At 64.9% G+C, this 17,413-nt stretch carries 14 protein-coding genes and 1 pseudogene; 2 read left to right on the forward strand and 13 right to left on the reverse strand.

The genetic code is table 11. The features are described from left to right. Positions 1-252 precede the first annotated feature (252 nt). The 10 genes and pseudogenes from EB815_RS30830 to EB815_RS30870 all read right to left on the reverse strand — a co-directional run bounded on the left by EB815_RS30830 (position 253) and on the right by EB815_RS30870 (position 12,386). Positions 253-1,905 carry an MFS transporter gene (locus EB815_RS30830; protein ID WP_019856508.1) on the reverse strand — a complete coding sequence of 551 codons (1,653 nt, stop codon included), beginning with the start codon at positions 1,903-1,905 and terminating at the stop codon, positions 253-255. 402 nt (positions 1,906-2,307) lie between these two features. Then, positions 2,308-3,357, reverse strand: a complete 1,050-nt coding sequence (gene fni / locus EB815_RS30835) for a type 2 isopentenyl-diphosphate Delta-isomerase (protein ID WP_019856506.1) — start codon at positions 3,355-3,357, stop codon at positions 2,308-2,310. 85 nt (positions 3,358-3,442) lie between these two features. Continuing rightward, positions 3,443-4,345: a terpene synthase family protein gene (locus tag EB815_RS30840; protein WP_019856505.1), complete on the reverse strand. Its 903-nt coding sequence runs from the start codon at positions 4,343-4,345 to the stop codon at positions 3,443-3,445. After that, entirely contained in the window at positions 4,342-5,892 is a 1,551-nt protein-coding gene (locus EB815_RS30845) for a hypothetical protein (RefSeq protein WP_065005098.1), read from the reverse strand. The genes EB815_RS30840 and EB815_RS30845 overlap by 4 nt, the downstream gene beginning before the upstream one ends. A 325-nt stretch (positions 5,893-6,217) precedes the next feature. Continuing rightward, positions 6,218-7,183 carry a polyprenyl synthetase family protein gene (locus EB815_RS30850; protein ID WP_019856502.1) on the reverse strand — a complete coding sequence of 322 codons (966 nt, stop codon included), beginning with the start codon at positions 7,181-7,183 and terminating at the stop codon, positions 6,218-6,220. Between the two features lie 150 nt (positions 7,184-7,333). Further along, positions 7,334-8,677, reverse strand: a complete 1,344-nt coding sequence (locus EB815_RS30855) for a cytochrome P450 (RefSeq protein WP_065004879.1) — start codon at positions 8,675-8,677, stop codon at positions 7,334-7,336. Beyond that, complete coding sequence (locus tag EB815_RS30860; protein WP_065005097.1) at positions 8,677-9,501, reverse strand: SDR family oxidoreductase; 825 nt, start codon at positions 9,499-9,501, stop codon at positions 8,677-8,679. Before EB815_RS30860 ends, EB815_RS30855 begins: the two co-directional genes overlap by 1 nt. 174 nt (positions 9,502-9,675) lie before the next feature. Next, positions 9,676-9,816 (reverse strand): annotated as a pseudogene (locus EB815_RS34150) (ferredoxin); the annotation flags it as partial. After that, positions 9,803-11,089, reverse strand: coding sequence for a cytochrome P450 (locus EB815_RS30865; protein ID WP_064987410.1), 1,287 nt, complete (start codon positions 11,087-11,089; stop codon positions 9,803-9,805). The gene EB815_RS30865 and the pseudogene EB815_RS34150, both read right to left, overlap by 14 nt. A gap of 94 nt (positions 11,090-11,183) precedes the next feature. Beyond that, positions 11,184-12,386 carry a cytochrome P450 gene (locus tag EB815_RS30870; protein WP_064987350.1) on the reverse strand — a complete coding sequence of 401 codons (1,203 nt, stop codon included), beginning with the start codon at positions 12,384-12,386 and terminating at the stop codon, positions 11,184-11,186. Between the two features lie 1,422 nt (positions 12,387-13,808). Between EB815_RS30870 and EB815_RS30875 the strand changes: the two genes are divergently transcribed. Next, positions 13,809-14,483 (forward strand): UvrD-helicase domain-containing protein, encoded by a 675-nt coding sequence (locus EB815_RS30875; RefSeq protein WP_246740207.1) that lies wholly within the window; start codon positions 13,809-13,811, stop codon positions 14,481-14,483. On the opposite strand, the gene tnpC is transcribed toward EB815_RS30875, so the two are convergent. From tnpC to tnpA, 3 genes are read right to left on the reverse strand one after another with little or no spacing between them, the layout of a single operon-like run. Then, positions 14,414-15,985: an IS66 family transposase gene (gene tnpC, locus EB815_RS30880; protein ID WP_171883329.1), complete on the reverse strand. Its 1,572-nt coding sequence runs from the start codon at positions 15,983-15,985 to the stop codon at positions 14,414-14,416. The genes EB815_RS30875 and tnpC overlap by 70 nt on opposite strands. Before the next feature lie 54 nt (positions 15,986-16,039). Continuing rightward, positions 16,040-16,393, reverse strand: coding sequence for an IS66 family insertion sequence element accessory protein TnpB (gene tnpB / locus EB815_RS30885; RefSeq protein ID WP_014761846.1), 354 nt, complete (start codon positions 16,391-16,393; stop codon positions 16,040-16,042). After that, the gene (tnpA, locus tag EB815_RS30890) at positions 16,374-16,847 is read right to left on the reverse strand and encodes an IS66-like element accessory protein TnpA (RefSeq protein ID WP_171883330.1); all 474 of its coding nucleotides are present in this window, start codon (positions 16,845-16,847) and stop codon (positions 16,374-16,376) included. Before tnpA ends, tnpB begins: the two co-directional genes overlap by 20 nt. 50 nt (positions 16,848-16,897) lie before the next feature. Here tnpA and EB815_RS30895 point away from each other — a divergent pair, with 50 nt between their 5' ends. Then, on the forward strand, positions 16,898-17,410 hold the full coding sequence (locus EB815_RS30895; protein ID WP_081294830.1) for a 3'-5' exonuclease: 513 nt from the start codon (positions 16,898-16,900) through the stop codon (positions 17,408-17,410). Positions 17,411-17,413: the final 3 nt, after the last annotated feature.

Here is a 17,413-nt window from a genome sequence, read left to right on the forward strand (position 1 = left end):
GCAAAAGCGAAAATTACAAGCCCGCCTCGGGGTTGCGGCGCGAAAAGCCATTGCTCTGTTCGGGAACGCACCGAACAGGTGCCGGTGAGCTTGAGCGCAACGCGCTCCAAGACGCTCGAGTGCCGAGGAATCTCTCCGACAAGGATACGTCTGAGCCGCCCAGGATCGAAGCCGATCTGCAAAACGGATGGTGAGAGCGTTGGCTCGTTTCCAACCTATCCTGTCTCACCAGCGCGGACGCCTGGACGAATGTCAACGCCGGAAAAAGAACCGCATCGATTGGTCCCGCTTGCGGCCAGCTCCGGTCGGCCGCTCGATCGCAAGTGTGGTTCGAGGAGGAAGCTCTCCTAGATGCAATGCGAGGAGACGCTGGTCCAACTCCTTGTCGGCTGCCGTAAGGCGGTGGTTCAGGCGAAGGTAGTCCATCCAGGTCGGGGTGCGGAAGGTTTCTGTCCAATGCGAAGGCTGTTGTAGGTCGCGCTGGAGATTCCAGTGTCGCGCACCGACGCCGCTTTGTACTCGCCGGCGTTCCCGCATCTGCTCCAGGAACGCTTCGACATTTGCTTCGGGTATTGAATATTCGATCTTGGCGACGATCGGCCCGCTTCGTGGTTTCAATTCCAGGGCAACCTGAGGCGTTTCGAAGCCAAGAGGGGCCTGATCGGAGTCTTTCCATTGACGGATGGGCAGCAGGAAGCCGGTGCCGGCGACCAGCAGCAGCGCGCCACCTGAAAGCTCCAGAGCCGAGCTTAGCGAATTGCTCTCGGCCACCGTACCCCACAGCCAGCTGCCAGCCGCGATGCCGCCGGATGAAAGAGCATAATAGATCGAGAGCGTGCGACCAACGACCCACCTTGGACTCGCCAACTGGACGCTCACGTCCAGCCCGGTCCAGGTCACGACCCAGCCCGCGCCGCCGAGCGCCAGCGCGATAACCGCCACCGCCACCGAGGGGGTGAAAGCAAGCGATAGACAACAAGCCGCACAGGCGATGCACGACAGAGTCGTCAAACGTTCCTGGGACAGCCTCCGTCTCAGAGTGTTGTTGCAGATGCCGGCGAACAAGGCGCCGGTCCCGAAGCCGGCCATCAGGATGCCGTAAACGATTGGCCCTCCCCCCAGCTGATCGCGGGCGACGAGAGGCAAGAGCGCTAGTATGGAGATGCTCGTCAGGCCAAAAAGGGCACCGCGGGCAATTGCTGCCTTGATTTCGGATGACAGGGCGGTGAAGCGCGCTCCGTCATGGATCGCCGTGGTCAATGGTTCACTCGGCAGCGGTGACGACCGAACATGCCATTTGCAGCGCCCTATGGTCCACAGCAGCATCAGATACGTAAGCGTCGCCACGGCGAAAGCCGTCAAAGGGCCAAAGGAAGCAACCACGACGCCACCGAGAGCTGGACCGATGCTTCGGACGGCGTTATATCCGACCGAGATAAGCGTGACGGCGGCCGGAACATCGCGCTTGCGCAGAATATCGCCGACCGACGCGTGCCAGGCGGGGTCGGTGAAAGCGGCGCCTACTCCGGCCAAACAGCTGAATGCAAGAACCATCCATGGATTGAAAATTCCGAGGCCTGCAACAACAGTCAGCATCGTCGAGGACAATGCGATCACGCACCAGCCAGCGAACATGAGATTGCGGCGGCTGTAATTGTCGGCTAGGGCGCCGGCGACGATTGACAGGAGGAATGTGGGCAACGTCGTCGAAGCCTGCACCAAGGCGACCATCACATCCGATGTCGAAATGGTCGCCATCAGCCAACTGATGGCGACCATTTGAATCAGCCACCCTAGACTGGATACCTGTGTGGCAATCCAGATCGGACGGAAAGTTGAACTCTCAAGCGGCGCAAACGTTGCCGATGACGCCGGATTAACTTCTTCACGCGCCACCCCGCTCATTGGGCCGAGCCTCCCTTCGCTGCCAGTTGTATGAGATTTCTCCCCGCCCACGTGCTTTGGAGGAATGGCAAGATCAGGGCATTTTATCTGCGCAACGCAAGTTATTTTTGCCTGACCGATGCTGTGGCAGAACCGAATGCTTCCTCTGGCGCGATCGTTCCGCTATGCGTGACGAGACCGGTTCGATCCTGTCTTTGTCGATCCCGACCACGTTACAAGGATCTCAGTTTGACGATCCTTGGCGTCTCCAACCAAGCCACGTCCTGGGCATCGACTTCCCTTCTGGTGATCACGAGCTCCCGCGCGTTGAACCGCCTCGCCAAGGTGATCAGTAGTCTATCTTTGGCGTAGGTATTCAGCAACTTGCTAGGCGCCCGCCGCCACGTACGAGCGACGCCGGCATCAACCGGCGGGCAGATGTGCCGAGGGCAACAAGCGCGCCTGACGCAACGCCGCCAGATCAGCCGAGCCGGTGCAGAAGCAGGCGACGGCCAACTGGCGGATGACGATCTCGAAATGTGCGACAACCGCCTCGGTGGACACCGTCGCCGCGCGCAGCACGCCGGCCGCCTGCCCGGCGGTGTCCGCGCCCAGGCGGATGGCCTTGGCCACGTCCACGCCGTCGCGGATCCCGCCCGACGCGATCAGCTTCACCGTTGGCAGCGCCCGACGTACCGCCTGCACGCTGGCCGGGGTCGGAATCCCCCAGTCGGCGAATGACATCGCCACTGCACGGTCGGCGGCATCGCGGGCGCGCTCGCCCTCCACCGCGGCCCAATTGGTGCCGCCGGCGCCGGCGACATCGATCACCGCCACGCCCGACTCGACGAGCGCACAGGCCACAGAGGCGGACAGGCCCGACCCCACTTCCTTGGCCACAATCGGCACGTCCACGCTGCGCGCGGCGCGAGCGATCTGCGCCAGGACGCCGCGCCAGTCCCGGTCGCCCTCCGGCTGTACCGCTTCCTGCAGCGCATTGAGATGGACGATGAGTCCATCGGCCTCCAGCGCATCCACCGCCCGGCGCGCCAGGTCCAGGCCGTCGGCCTCGCGCAGTTGCGCGGCGCCGATATTGGCCAGCAAGGGAATGTCTGGGGCCAGGCGGCGCAGCGCGCGCGTCAGCCCCTGCGAGTTGCGGGATTGCAGGCTCACGCGCTGCGAACCGACGCACATGGCGATCCCCAAGGCTTGCGCTGCCTCGCTCAGATGCCGGTTGATGGCCTCGGCGCGTGGCATGCCGCCGGTCATCGAGCTGATCAGCAGCGGCGCGCGCATGGTCTTGCCCAGCAGCGAGGCGCGCAGGTCGATCTGCGTCAGGTCCAACTCGGGCAATGCGCAGTGTTCGAAACGGATGTACTCCCAGCCGGCGGCGACCGTGGCCGGCGCCGTTCGCCGATCCAGCACGATGTCCAGATGGTCGTCCTTGCGCCGGCTCAGGGCGATGTCGCTCATGCTCGCCCCAACCGTCGCATCAGGCGACGGCGTTGCGTCGGATCGGACCGACGGCAGCGCGCGCACGCCGCCGCCTCCCGCGCGTTTAGGCCGGCGCACGCTGGCCTCCCCCCGCAGCGTCGCTGCGGTAGCGGCTGGTAGAGGGCTGGTAGTACTGCGCGCGGATGGCCGCCATGGCCTCGATCAACGGTCCCCACGGCGCGGGAAAGCGTTCTTCCGCCATCACCCGGTGCAGCATGCGCGTGTGGCCGGCCAGCTCGTCGTTGAGGAATTCCACCACAGGCATAGCCGGATAGCGCTGCCGCAGCAGGATCGCCGCGTTGTCGGCCTCGCCGGCCGACCTGTCCTTGTCGCGTCCATGCAGATCGTTCTGCAGGCGCCCTATTGCGCAGATGAGCCGCAGGACCTGGCGAAACGCCGGACGCGCGCGCAAGGTCGCCATGTCCAACCCCCACAGCAACGATAGGCAACAGAACACGTTCGTGTAGGCGATCGAATCGATGCCGTTGTGCAGGTACTCGGCGTAGGACCAGCGTTCCGCCCCTGCCGCCTGCGCGTGTCCGGCGCGCAGCGCCCCGCAGTAGCACCGGGTATCGTCGAGAAGCTGAGCATAGTCGCGGCGATCGTAGGCGAGCGCGGCCAGCGAAGCGCGCAGCACAGCGCAGCCCTCGAATCCGGGGAGCGCGCACGGCACGCCCTGCCTCAGCGCCTGCTCCACCGCGGCGAGCTCCTCCGGCGCGATCAGGCCAAGGTCGTTGCAATCGTCGAGCCAGAACAACAGCGCCAGTTCGCGATAGAACGCCACGATCAGCGTTTCGTCCTGCGGATCGCGGCCAGTGCGGGCGCTGGTGTCGCGCAGGCTCGGGTGGATGCGCTGCAAGATGTACTGGCCGCCCCTGACCGCTTCCACGGCATGCTCGTCGGCGAACCCTGTCAGGGACCGCCCCCACTCCAGCACCTGCTGCAGCGCGCGTTCGGTCTGGATCATGGCGCCGCTCCTGCTCCCTCGGCCAGGACGCGCCGCCCCCAACGAAGCGCCAGCCACAACCCGGCGAGTTCGGCCACGCGCACGACCCGGGTGGGGCAATACAGTTCCTTGCCGATCCACAGCGACGTCTGCGGCAATGCATGCTCCACATGGCGGGCGAGCATCCACTCCAGCGCACGCGCCACCGCCTGCGCGATGCGCCGGCGCCCTGTCGGCTCTTCGCTCCCGTCCATCACGTGCAACGCGAACAGCGCATAGGCGGTTTCCTCGAATGAGGACGCGCGACCGGCGCCCCAGCCGCCGTCATCGCGCTGCGCCTGCAGCAGCGCTGCCAGCGCGCGCTCGTCGCGCCACTGGGGCTTGCCTTGCGCCAGCGCAGCGACAGCATGCGCGGTGGGATACAGCCACGAAACGTGCCATTTTTCGTTGTCCCATAGACCGTGCGGGTTGCGATTGGCCTCGACGTAAGCGCTGGTACCGGCGGCGGGCTTTCCCAACAGTCGCAACGCATGCAGGGCATGGATGTTGGTCGACACCGAGGCATTGCGCTCGCCGGGGAAGGTGACGAATAGCTCGCCGACTTCGAAATCGCGCAACGCATCGACCGGCGGTTCGCGACCTGCAAGGCGCAGGACGCACAACGCAACGGAGGTGTCGTCGGCATCGGCTGCGAAGTGCAAGGCCGGGCCCAGACCGCGCACGCCCATGCGGGCGTCGAGCTGCGCGACGATCACGCGCACGGCATCGGCGAACGCGGGATGCGCGAACAGCCCGGCCAGATGCAGGGTGTACAGCGACCAGCATGGCTCGAACACATTGATCGGCCAGACGTTGGGAACGACACCTTCGATGCCGCTGCGCGTCGCCCGCGATGCCGCCTGCAGATACGCGTCGGTGCGCCCGACCTGCGGCGTGCTCCCATCTGTTACGGCGTGCGCACGCCACGCGGCGGTGGCCGCCGGACTGATGCCAATGCTGCCGTCATCGTCCGGACATGCGGTGGTCGGCGACGTTCCCCAGGCTTCCCAGGAGTGCAGCAACGGATGGCCGCTCGGCAACGTCGCCACCGCGCCCAACTTGACAAGGCACGCCTGCCGCAACGGCAACAGCGCCGGGTGGCGCGGAAACCCCACGCCGCCCAGCAAGGATGCGGCCTCGCCGCACAACTGCGGCAGGATCAGCTCCGCGCCGATCGGCGCGTCTTCCGGCACCGAATGCGCGTAGGGATCGGGCTGGCGCTCGAGGAACCGGGTTGCAGCCTGGACTGCGTCGGCAGCGCCGGGAAGAGGATCGGCACGCTGCAATGTCAGCAACGCCGCCCAGGTGGGCGCATGGCGGAACAGCGGGAAGTCCGCGCTTCCCCATCCGCCATCGGCCTGTTGTTGCGCGATGAGCCACGCGTATGCCTCCTGCCGACCGGTGACGTTGCCGTGGTACTGCAGAGCTCGCGCCGTGTCGTAGACGGACGGACCGACGCTGCCGCCGTCGCTCATCTCGATCAGCAGGTGGCGCAATTCGGAAAGGATCTGTTCGGACAGCGCGTTCACGCGGTATGTTCCTTCTGCAGACAGTTGACGGGAACCAGGATCGGGCAGACGCCGCGCATGTCGCCGCAGGCCCGTCGCGGCCCGACGCACGGGCAGCGCCGGACGGCCGCCCTGCTCCGGCGCGGCGACGCGCCCCATGCTGGGGCCGATCCGCCGTATAGGCTTGCGCGCAGCGCGCCGCGTGCGCCTCGTGCGCCGCGTGCGCCGCGGCTGTGCTGGGCAACCGCTGCGATCGCCGCCGACTTGGACACAGTGCAGCATGAACCGCTCACGCCGGCCGATCGATCGCAGCGGCACAGGGGCGACTCCATGCGGACGGGCGCGCTCATGCGCATGGCGCGTGCTTGAACAGATACGCGTTGGCCCGCTGCAGCATCTGCGCCAACCGTTCTGCACGCGTTCCCAGCGGGGCGATGGCCTCCCCGGCGTCGCGCAACAGATCCAGCGCCAACTGGCGCGCTGCCTGCAGCCCCATGATCGACGCACAGGTCGGCTTCTGCGCCGCTGCGTCCTTGCCGGGGGTCTTGCCCAACGTCGCGGTATCCGCTGTCGCGTCGAGAATGTCGTCGACCACCTGCAACGCCAGGCCGAAACAGGCGGAGTAGCGATCGAGCGCACAGTACAGCGCAGCATGGGCGGCATCCTCCGCGATGGCGCATAGCGCGCCCATGCGAACGGACGCGCGCACTAGTGCTCCGCTCTTCATCCGGTGCATCGCCACGATCCTGTCCAGCTCGACGTGCTTTCCTACCAGCGACAGATCCATGGCCTGCCCGCCTGCGGCACCCTCGGCGGACACCGCCTGCGCCAGTTCGCGCACGAGCGCGATACGGTTGTCGCCCGGCGCATCCAGGCTCGCCAGGGTCAGGAAGGCGTGCGCCTGCAGCGCATCGCCGACCAGGATCGCAGTGGCTTCGCCGAACTTGACGTGCACGGTCGGAAGGCCGCGGCGAAGCACGTCATCGTCCATTGCGGGCAGGTCGTCGTGGACCAGGGTACAGGCGTGCATCATCTCGATGGCGGCGCCGACATCGTCGAGCATGTGCGCCGGCGTGTCGGCCAGTGCGCCGGTAGCCAGACAGAGCAAGGCGCGGGTGCGCTTTCCGCCATGCAAGGTGGCGTAGCGCATCGCCGCCATCAGCTCGGTCTCACCGTCGTCTTCGGCGCAGAGAAGACGCGCCAGCGCCTGTTCGACCCGCCTTGCGCCGTCCTGCATCCAGATCTCGGGCGGCAGCCTGCCGGATGCGCCGCGCGCCTGCGCGTCGTCGTGTAGCGTGGAATCGGTCTGCATGTCGTTCATGTCCTTGTACCTGGCACGGCCACGGCGAGCGTCCGAGCCGCCGCGGTGTTGGCGGCGTCGCCCCGAGCGCGCGCGCCGAGTGCAGCATTGCCGCGCGTCGCCGGCGCAGCTGCCTCGCCACACGGGGCATGCGATGCCAGCTCATGAGAATCCGATGCGGATTTTCATGGACGGATGTGCGGTCGGGAAATAGCGCCGACCTTTTTCGGCGGCGCTCAGCAACCGCGGCCGCACCCCGGCCTTGTGCATGGTCAGTGCCAAGGCGATGCAGAACTGCACCATTTCCAGCCATACTAGGTGGTAACCGATGCAGACGTGTGGGCCGGTACCGAACTGCAGCATGTCCACCGGCCGGATCGGCTCCGTGCGTTGTAGCCACCGCGCCAGGCGGAACTGATCAGGCGCCTCGTGCAGCAGCGCCGAGGTCGACAAATGCAGCAGCGGGATGCACAGAGGGGTGCCCGCGGGAATGCGCCGTTGGCCGAGTTGCAATTCCTGCAGCGCGCGACGCGGCAGGAGCGTGGTCGCCGGATGCACGCGCAGCGTCTCGCGGAACAGCGCCTCGGCGACCGGACACTGCGCCAGGTCCGGGTGCCGGGTCGGCACCGCGCCCACGCGTTGCGCCTCCTCGACCAGGGCGTCCCACAGCCCAGGCTGCCGCGCCAGCTCGATCACCATCCAGGCCATCGTCGAGGCGGTGGTGTCGTGACCGGCAAGCAGCAGCAAGCGGATATTGGCGACCAGGACGTCGTCGGAAAGCGCATCGTCGCCGCGATCGAAGGCGCTCACCATGTCATTGATCAACCCAGTGCGCGCGGCATGCGCGCGCGCGTCGCGGACGAACTGGCGCAACTGCGCGTCGATCCAGTCGCGGGCGGCGCGGCCGCGCCGCAAGGGCAGTCCGGGCAGGTCGACCGGGGGCGCGACGATCAACTGCAGCAGTTGCCGATATTTGCGATGCCATCCCGGCAGGTCCCGCGCTGGGATTCCCATGAGGCTGAAGATGAGCTTGAGCATCAGGTCGCCGGTTTCGCGCAGGATGGTTACGTCGCCGCGGTCGCGCCACGCCTGCACCCGCGCCTGGATGACGGGCGCGAACAGGTTGCCGATGCCGGCTTGGGTCAGCCCCTTGGGCAGGAACGCCGCCTTTATCGCGTCGCGCGCCTGCCGGTGCGCGCCGCCGTCCTGGGCGACCAACGTTCCGCCAAGCAATTCGGGCGCGATCTCTTCGATCAGCGCCGAGGACACGTCCTTGTGCCGGAGCAATGCAAACGCATCCGGATCCACACAGGTCATCAGGTGTCCGGCAGGGCCGAAATCCAGCCAGAAGTGGCTGCCCAGCGTCCATTCCGCGCGCCGCAACAGGCGTGGCAGGTCGCATACGATGGCGGGAAGATGTCCGACCAGGGGGAAAGCGCCGGGCACAACCGGGATGTCGTCCCGCAGCCGGTGCCGACGGTCCAGCGGGTTGAGCAGCATGTCCATCAGCAGCGGGGCGCCGCGGCCGCTTTGGCGGTGTCGCCGGCAGGCCGCGCGGCGCGGCTGTTGCCACCGTCGGCGTACGTCGGCACATGCGCCAGCATGCCGCCGTCGATGCACAGGACCTGGCCGGTGATGAACGCAGCATCGTCGGAGAGCAGGAACGCCACCAGCGCGGCCACGTCCTCGGGGCGGCCGACGCGTTGCAGGAGTTGGTGCCGGCTCAGATGCCGTTGCATGCGCTCGTCCAGCTTGGCGAGGAGACGCTCGGTCATGATGAGACCCGGCGCAACCGCGTTGCAGCGGATCTGCGCATGACCGTACTGGGTGGCGAGCGAGGCCGACAGCATGTTCATCGCCGCCTTCGACGCGGCGTAGGACGTCTGCGCGGTGTCACCGCTGAGCCCCTGGCACGACGACATGTTGACGATCGCGCCACCGCCGCGGGCGATCATTCGTGGGATGGCCTGCCGGCAGCAGAGCAGCGTGCCGCGCAGATTGGTCGCCATGGTCTGATCCCAGACCGCCAGGTCCAGGTCGAGGATCGTGTGGTCACGCGGTGTCAGATGCATGGCGCTCGCGTTGTTCACCAGCAGGTCGACCCCACCGAAGTGCCGCTCCGCCGTCTCGAACAGCGCTGCCACCGCCTGCGCATCGGCGATGTCCATGGCCAGGGCCAGCGCGTGGCCCGCTTCGGCCGCGATCTGCGCGGTGCAGGCGACGGCCGCCGAGCCATCAATGTCGGCCACCACCACGTTGCCGCCCTCGCGCGCGATGGCGAGGGCGCATGCCTTGCCGATGCCGGCGCCGGCGCCGGTCACCACGGCCACCTTGCCTTCAAACCGTCCTCCTGGGTTGCGTTGGTCTCTCGCGGCATGCCGCTCAGCCTGCGCCGGAGAAGGCGCAGGGTCGGCGCTGGCGCGCTCGCCAGCGTCGCTTTCGATGACCCGAATGGCGGCGACCGGACACTGGCTGGCGGCGAGCCGCGCGGCGGCGTGCAGCGCCTGCGGGACCGTCGCCACGCACACTTCCGCCACGCCGTCCGGTTCGCGCTGGCGAAAGGTGCCCGGCAGCGTCAGCGCACACTGCCCGGTGGTTCCGCACAGATCCTGATCGATCACGACGCGCATCTCAGCCCCCCTCATGCAGCCGCACCGGCAGCGCGCGAAACGTCCTAAGGAACGCGGAGGGCTCCCGGGTCGGCTGCTCGACCAATGCCAGCGTGGGGAAGCGCGCCTGGATCCGCGGCAGGCTCTCGGCCAACTGCACCCGGGCAAGTTGCGCACCGAGGCAGAAGTGGATGCCGTGGCCGAAGCTCAGCATGATCTTCCCGTCGGTCGACATGCCAGGAGTGGTGCCGTAGAACCGCGCGGGATTGAAGCGGTCGGGGTCGGCGAAGGCGTCCGGGTCGCGATTGCCGGCCGCGATGAGCACGCGCACGTCCGCGTTCTTCGGGATCACCACGCCGCCCAGTTCGATGTCGCGCTGGGCGATACGCGGAATGGAGCTGAACATGGCAGGCGCGTCGCAGCGCAGGACTTCTTCGACGAATGCCTTCACCCCCACGGCGTCTCCCTGCAGCCAGTGCCGCTGTTCGGGATACGCCAGCATCGCCAGGACCGCATGGTCGATGGTCGCAGCAGTGGTGGCGAAGCCGCCTAGAAGCATGCCCCACAGCATGCTGATCAACTCCGCATCCGACAGCTTGTCGGCATCGTCGTCGTGCGCGCCGACCATCATCGACACGATGTCGTTGCGGGGATCGGTGCGCTTGCGCTGTATGAGGTCGCCGAAGTAGGCCTGCACCCTGGCGCTGGCCGCGTCCGCCGCGGCGAGCTGAGGATCGCTGGCGTGTGGGCTCAGGCCTTCCAGAATGGCGCCGATGCCGGCGGCGAGCCCGAACATGTCGTCCTGGGGCATGCCGAACAGTTCGGCGAAGACCAGCATGGGCAAGGCCAGCGCGAATTCCCAATGCAGGTCCACCGCCTCCCCGCGCTCCAGCGCGGGCGCCATGCCGTCCAGGCGCGCTGCGACGATGCGCGCGATGCTCGGCCGCAGGTTGTCGATCTGGCGCATGGTGAAATCGCGCGAGATCAGCCGGCGCAGACGCGTATGCGTCGGTGGGTCCTTCATCGCTAGCGTGGACGCCAGCAGATTGAGTGACAGGCTGGTCGCCGCACGAGGGAAATAGCGCGCCAGTTCGCCCGGCGCCGGTCCCCGAAACGCATCGCCCGTGGCCTTGAGCGCCCAGTAGATGTCGGCGTGGCGGCTCAATAGAAAGAGGCCCGACGCCGCACGATGCACCGGATCGTGCTCGCGCAACCACCGCATGAACGGATACGGATCGTGGATGCACGCTGGCGACGCCAGTTCGGCGAAGGCGTCCCGGCATGCTGCCGTGGTTTCTTGCACGTCCATCTTGGTTTCCTGTTGGCTGGCTGATCTGACCGGCGCGCGCAACGCGCGCCGGCAAATTGCGGAGAAGGTCGCGATTCCGGGCGGCGTCCGCGTATTACCAGAGCACCGGCAACTCCTCGAACCCGCCAGTGATGATCTCCTTGCGCAACTTCAGTTCTTCGGGCGCCACGGCCAGGCGCAGCGCGGGAAAGCGCTGGAAGATCGAACCGACCACCACCTTGAGTTCCAGCCTGGCCAGCGCCATGCCGATGCAGTAGTGCGGCCCGTGGGAGAACGTCAGGTGCGGATTTTCGTCGCGGCCGATGTCGAAGATTTCCGGGTCGTCGAAATGGCGCGGATCGAACGACGTCGCCGGCAGGCCGACCAGCACCTTGCTCTCCGCGGGAATATGCACGCCCGCGATAGTCACGTCGGTCCTCGGATAGCGCATGATGCCGTCCCAGCCCGCGCCCGGCGGGTACATGCGCAGGATTTCCTCCACCGCCTTATCCACCAGGGATGGATCGCCGACCAGGCGTTCGCGCTGTTGCGGATGGCGGAACATGGCCAGCAGGCCGAATTCGATCTGCGCGACCGTGCTCTCGTGCCCCGCCACCAGCATGCCCGCCGCCAGGCCTATCGCCTCTTCCTCGGTCGCATTGCCCTGCTCGACCGCCGCGAGCAGATCCGTCAGCAGGTTGTCGCCCGGATCCTGGCGCTTGTCCCACATCTTGCCGCGAATGTAGGCGCGCAGTTCTTCCCAGGCCAGGCGCGACGCGCTGCGCGGGCCGCTTTCATGCTGGTGCGTCATCACTTCGTCGGACAGCCCGGCGAAAAAGGCGTGATCCTCGTAGAGCACGCCCATCAGCGCGCTGATGACCATGGCCGGCAGCGGAAAGGAGAGGTGGCGCTTCAGGTCGGCGGGCTGGGGCTGGACCGCCAGCGTCTCGAACAACTGCGCGGCGATCGCCTCGACCTGCTGCGCGAGCACCTTCACCCTGCGGTTGCTGAAGGCCGGCGCCACGATCGTGCGTAACCGGGCATGCTCGCCCCCCTCGTGCGAGACCAGCCACCCCGGCGAACCGAGAATCACCGAATCCGGGGTGAATGCCGCCGGCGGCATTCCCGCCGGCCGGAACGCCGCGTCGGACAGCGCCGCCTTGGCCTCGTCGTAGCCTGTCACCCACCAGCCTTCGTGCCCGGAGGGGAAGCGCACGCGGTGGATCGGACCGTTGGCGCGTAGCGCCAACATCTCAGGCGAGGGCTCGATGTGATCGACGCGCCACATCGGCAGCGTCGGCAAGGATTGTTCGGTCATGGTGGCACTTCACTCTCTAAGCGATGGAAGGGCGGAAGGCGCTGCAGCGAATAACGTAAGACGGCATGGAGACGTCCTCCGCGGCGTAGCCCGACGGATTATCAAGATCGGCCAACGTGTAACTATCTAGGCATACCGCGCGGAGAGATGCAGAACTCTATCCTGAGCCTTCGAGTTCAGGATCAAGGCGAGTGTGGTGGGCCTTTGAGTCGCAGCCGGCCATCAAGACTTCCTGCGCAAGGGTCGACAAGGGCGGCAGCCTGTTTGGGTACTGGGCGGTTTCGCCGAGGCCACCTTGCCATAGAATGCTATCTGATGCGGATTTGACATTTTGCTTTTCTTTCTTCGATCCATCGATCGCGGTGTCATCCACCAAATGAAGGTCGGTCGGCGGCTCCCGGCTCGCAACGAAGGAGTTTCAAAACTCGTGCCAATTTGGCCGACCCAGCAGAAGAAAAAACATTGTGATTGCTTTTCAGCGGATTAGCCTGAGGCTAGACAGGAGCTCAGCGAAATAGGCCGGTGTCGCGGACCCAACAAAAGGCGACAGAACAGTGTCGGACAGTGGACGTCAGCGCCAGACCGGCGAGACCTTCTTTATCAGTTGTCCTGTCCTGGAATGATGGCAGGCGACCTGACCGTATTGACCCATACGGAAGGGCAATAGACGCCGCGCGGCGTTCATCTCCTCATGCAACTGCGAACTCGCGGACCGCACGCTCGACAGCGACTCAAATGCTGGTGCGAGGAACGGCGACTACCACTGAACGAGGCGAAAATGGCCGCGTGATGCCCCCAGCTTTTTCATGCTCCCCTGCCCCTGAGCACTTGTCCGCAGCCGCTCAAACAAACGGCGCGACGCAAAACGCGACAGGCTTCCAGCCTCCTTCTGGATCGTTTCCCCTGCCTTGGCACGAAGCTTTGGTGCTAGCGCCACCAACCGATCGGCGCACCGGCCGAGCTCGGCTCGCGGTCGGCAGGGCCAGCGGCGCCGTGCGTCAGCGCCCAAGCACAGGGCCCGCTCGAAGTTTGCGCCAGGCCTGATTCTTGGTGCGATTCCCTAGGCTGCTGCCCGGTGGCGCAATTCCACTGTGGCGTCCAGAATTATCTGTTGCAGTCCGGAATTAAGTCAGGACGTCGCTGTCGCGCGCACGTTGCCACGATTACATTCTGACGCCATCTGTCTCAAAGGATTGTGGGGAAGTACAGAGCTGAATCTTGGTCGATTGGGCTGCTGCTTTGGTCTACCAATCCAGGGGTCTTGGGTTGACCAATCCGTTGCCGACCGTAAGCGGGTTGACCAATATAGGCGGTTAAATTCCACGCCGATCCAACCACTTAACGCCAGTCCAGAATTAGCTGCCACTGAGGCCATTGGTAAACCCGGTCCTTGGATCGGCCAATCGCATCGACTTCGACTCGATGATCGCCAATGCGACGCGCCTCGTGGAAACTGGGCGGTACCAGAGCACCTATGCCCTGATCCTCGCCGATGAGTTCCAGGACATTTCCGAGCCGAGTGCAAACCTCATCAAGGCGCTGAAGCACCAGAAGGCGTTCACCAAGATCTTCGCCGTCGGTGACGACTGGCAGTCCATCTATCGCTTTGCAGGCTCCGACATCACCATTTTCACGCAGTTCGAGGCAAACTTCGGCGCAAGCTGGCAGGGCCAGCTCGAGCAGACCTATCGCTGCAACCAGCTCATCGCCGAGACTGCCGCGAGCTTCGTGCAGCGCAATCCGGCGCAACTGAAAAAGTCAGTGCGGTCGACACGGCCCCCCGTCGCTCGATCGATCCGTGTCGTTCCGATAGAGAACGAGCGGGGGAAGCCCGACTTCGGCGTCGCCTGCTGGCGGCTGCTGAAGCGTCTCGACGCTGTCCTCGGCGGTCGCTCGGAGCAATGGCGCGGCGATGGGCGCCAGAAGCTCAAGGTGATGGTGCTCTGGCGCTACAATCGTAAGCGCTCATTTCCCCGCACATTGACGGCCCTTGCAACAACTGATCGCTTTCAGACGGACGCGTCGGGTCAGGCTGCGGCGGCTTTGAGGAAGTTGAAGGGCAGGAGATCGTCGATAGCCACGTTCTCGGGGCGCTGAGGCAGTTCAGTGAGGACGTGGCGCAACCACGCTAACGGCTCGACGCCACAGGCGCGGCAGGTCAACATCAGGCTGTAGATGACAGCGCTGGCCTTGGCTCCGTCGACAGTATCGCTGAACAACCAACTCTTCCTGCCGGTTGCAAAAATCCTGATGTCGCGCTCGAGAAGATTGTTGTCGATCGGCATGCTGCCGTCCTCGGTGTAACGCGTCAGATATCCCCATTGGTTCAGGGTGTAGGACACGGCGTCGCCGAGCTTGCTGTCCGGCAAGACTTTTGGGGCGATGTCGTCGAGCCATGCCTTAAGAGCATTGAGGATGGGGACACTATGTTGCTGGCGGAAGCGGCGAATGCAGTGATCTCGCGTTTCGCCCTTGTCCGGTTTTTCGTTCCGCGCCTGCCTTTCAACCCGATAGAGCTGTTCGAAGAAGCGGAGCGCCTGTTCCGGCGGGCCGCCGCCTTTCTTCCTCGCCTTTAGGGCATCGACGAAGCGCCGCCTCGAATGGGCCATGCATCCAATATGCGTTGCCCCCTCCAGCGTGCGCCAGGCGGAATAGCCATCGCTCATCACTATGCCGTGGTAATGGCCGAGGAAGGCCTGCGGGTGTATCTGGCCGCGGCCTGGCTGATAATCGAGCAGCACGATCGGCTCGTCACTGTCCTGGCCGCTCCGGTAAGCCCACATATATGACGTGCTGGCGGCCTCTCTGTCCATTTCCTTCAGCACCTGGACCGTGGTCTCGTCACCATGGATGAGGGGCTGCGATCTGAGCCGCAGCTTCAGCGCGTCATAGATGCGGGAGAGATGCTTTTCGCTCGAGCCGATCACCCAGTGGCCCAGAGCGCCTCGGCTGACAGGAACGCCGGCGCGCTCGAATGCCTGCGCCAGGCGGTAGAGCGGTGTGCCGTCGACATACTTATGAACGAGCGCGAAGGCCAGCGTCGAGGCCGTGGCGATGCTGCCCGGCAAAGGTTGCGCGGGCATCGGCGCGATCACGACCGGCGTGCTGATCCCGGTGCGGTCGCAATGACGGCAGGCATACTTGAACCGCACATTCTGCAGGACCTTCGCCTTCACCTCGATATGAAGCTGCTCGGTAACGGTCTCGCCCATGCGATGCATCTGGCCGGCGCAGCAAGGACACGCCTTCTGATCGTCGGGAAGGTCATACTCGACACGCTCGCGCGGCAGGTTTTCCGGCAAGGCCTTGCGGCCGCGCTTCTTTCCGGTCTTGCTTTCGACCACTGGCAATCCAGTATCCGGAAGGTCGGCGACATCGTCATCTTCGCCGTCGGCGTCATCCTCATCCGCGGCCTGTTCGGCTTCATTGAAGAGACGATCAATGTGCTTTTCGCTCTTCGGCGCAAAACGATGCAGTCGTGCAAGCGCCAGCTCTTCCTCGAGCTTGACGACGCGGTCGGCGAGTTGACGGTTCTGCGCCTGCAGCGCAGCAATACGCGCCATCAACTCTTCAACAGTCGGTTCGCCGGGTCGATTCATCAGATTCTTGAATCGAAAGCATGCCGCCGCGTCAATCGCTCAATTCGAGAGCCCTCAACCGGCAACCTGATATTGCCGCACCGGATGGCGGACCATCGCATCGATATCGATGCCGTCGAGAATCCAGTGCAATTGCTCGGTCGTAAGCGTGACCACCGCTGCCTCCCGGCGCGGCCACCGGAACTTGTCCTCGGTCAGCCGCTTCAGGACCAGCACAAAGCCCGACCGGTCAAAGAACAAGAGTTTCATCCGGTCGCGACGGCGATTGCAGAACGCAAAAACCGCCGGAGCAAACGGATCGAGCGCCATCGTCTCTTGGACCAGGACCGCAAGGCTGTTGATGCCGGCCCGGAAGTCGATCGGCTCGCGGTGCAGGTAGACTTTCAGGTCAGCGCCCAGTCTGAACATGACCCAGTGCTCCGATGGTCGCCGTCAATGCATCCACATCACCGCATTCCAGCGTCAACTTCACGCCGTTCGGCAGTGACGCGCTCACCTTGGCTGGAGAGGAAAAAGGCGCTGTCCTTTTCGATGCCGACCCACGCACCCCATCGCAAGTCCCCGGCAAATCCACCGCAGCCATGCTGCTCTGTCGCAGCAAGGCCCGATCGGAAGGGCTTTCAATCTGAACTGGGATAAACGCCGGTGATGAGGACGGCGGGAGGGACTGGGTCTCCGTGCGCTTCTTTATCCACTTCCGAAGAAGGTTCGCATTGACCCCATGTTCGAGTGCAAGCCTCGATACCGACACGCCAGGCTCAAGGCAGGCCGAGACAAGACGGTCCTTCGATGCGGGGTCGTATCGGCGTCGCCCGTTCCGACCGACAAGCCTTACCAGCAGTTTCTGATCATCTTCTTCCATCACAAGGTGTCCACCTATTTTGGTGGACACCTCATGCATCAACCCACTCAATGGCAAAAGGTGCGGGGAAATTCGCGCTTACCTACAATCAGCACGACCCGTTCAAGGAAGCAAAGCCCGATTTCGAGAACATCGAAGTGTCGGGACTGTCGTTCCATCGTGCCAAGGGGCTGGAGGCCGACTACACGATTTTGCTCGATGTCAGTGAAGGCGACTATGGGGTGCCAAGCCGGATCGAGGATGACGAACCACTCAACCTGGTCATGCCGCGACCTGAGACATTTGAGTATGCTGAGGAACGGCGCCTGTTCTATGTCGCTCTGACCCGCGCAAGCCGCGGCGTGTTCCTGCTCACCAACAGCCGCGAACCGTCTCGATACGTCGGCGAGCTCTCCGAAATCGCTGGCGACAACCTCCGCTTTGAGACAATCGACGGTGCCGCTCTGCGTCAATGTCCAACATGTCGCGCCGGCCACCTTGTACAGAGAATCGGGCCCGCCAATCGTCGCTTTCTCGGCTGCAGTCAGTTTCCCACTTGCGATCACGCGGAGCCGGTGAAATGAGGG

It is taken from the genome of Mesorhizobium loti (assembly GCF_013170705.1).
Lineage (GTDB): Bacteria > Pseudomonadota > Alphaproteobacteria > Rhizobiales > Rhizobiaceae > Mesorhizobium > Mesorhizobium loti_D.

Bases quoted from the DNA above. Each gene is read 5' to 3' on its own strand.
- EB815_RS30850 (WP_019856502.1), bottom strand. From the start codon at position 7,183: ATGCAGACCGATTCCACGCTACACGACGACGCGCAGGCGCGCGGCGCA.
- EB815_RS30840 (WP_019856505.1), bottom strand. From the start codon at position 4,345: ATGATCCAGACCGAACGCGCGCTGCAGCAGGTGCTGGAGTGGGGGCGG.
- EB815_RS30875 (WP_246740207.1), top strand. From the start codon at position 13,809: ATGATCGCCAATGCGACGCGCCTCGTGGAAACTGGGCGGTACCAGAGC.
- tnpA (WP_171883330.1), bottom strand. From the start codon at position 16,847: ATGGAAGAAGATGATCAGAAACTGCTGGTAAGGCTTGTCGGTCGGAAC.
- tnpC (WP_171883329.1), bottom strand. From the start codon at position 15,985: ATGAATCGACCCGGCGAACCGACTGTTGAAGAGTTGATGGCGCGTATT.
- EB815_RS30895 (WP_081294830.1), top strand. From the start codon at position 16,898: ATGGCAAAAGGTGCGGGGAAATTCGCGCTTACCTACAATCAGCACGAC.
- fni (WP_019856506.1), bottom strand. From the start codon at position 3,357: ATGAGCGACATCGCCCTGAGCCGGCGCAAGGACGACCATCTGGACATC.
- tnpB (WP_014761846.1), bottom strand. From the start codon at position 16,393: ATGTTCAGACTGGGCGCTGACCTGAAAGTCTACCTGCACCGCGAGCCG.
- EB815_RS30870 (WP_064987350.1), bottom strand. From the start codon at position 12,386: ATGACCGAACAATCCTTGCCGACGCTGCCGATGTGGCGCGTCGATCAC.
- EB815_RS30830 (WP_019856508.1), bottom strand. From the start codon at position 1,905: ATGAGCGGGGTGGCGCGTGAAGAAGTTAATCCGGCGTCATCGGCAACG.
- EB815_RS30855 (WP_065004879.1), bottom strand. From the start codon at position 8,677: ATGGACATGCTGCTCAACCCGCTGGACCGTCGGCACCGGCTGCGGGAC.
- EB815_RS30865 (WP_064987410.1), bottom strand. From the start codon at position 11,089: ATGGACGTGCAAGAAACCACGGCAGCATGCCGGGACGCCTTCGCCGAA.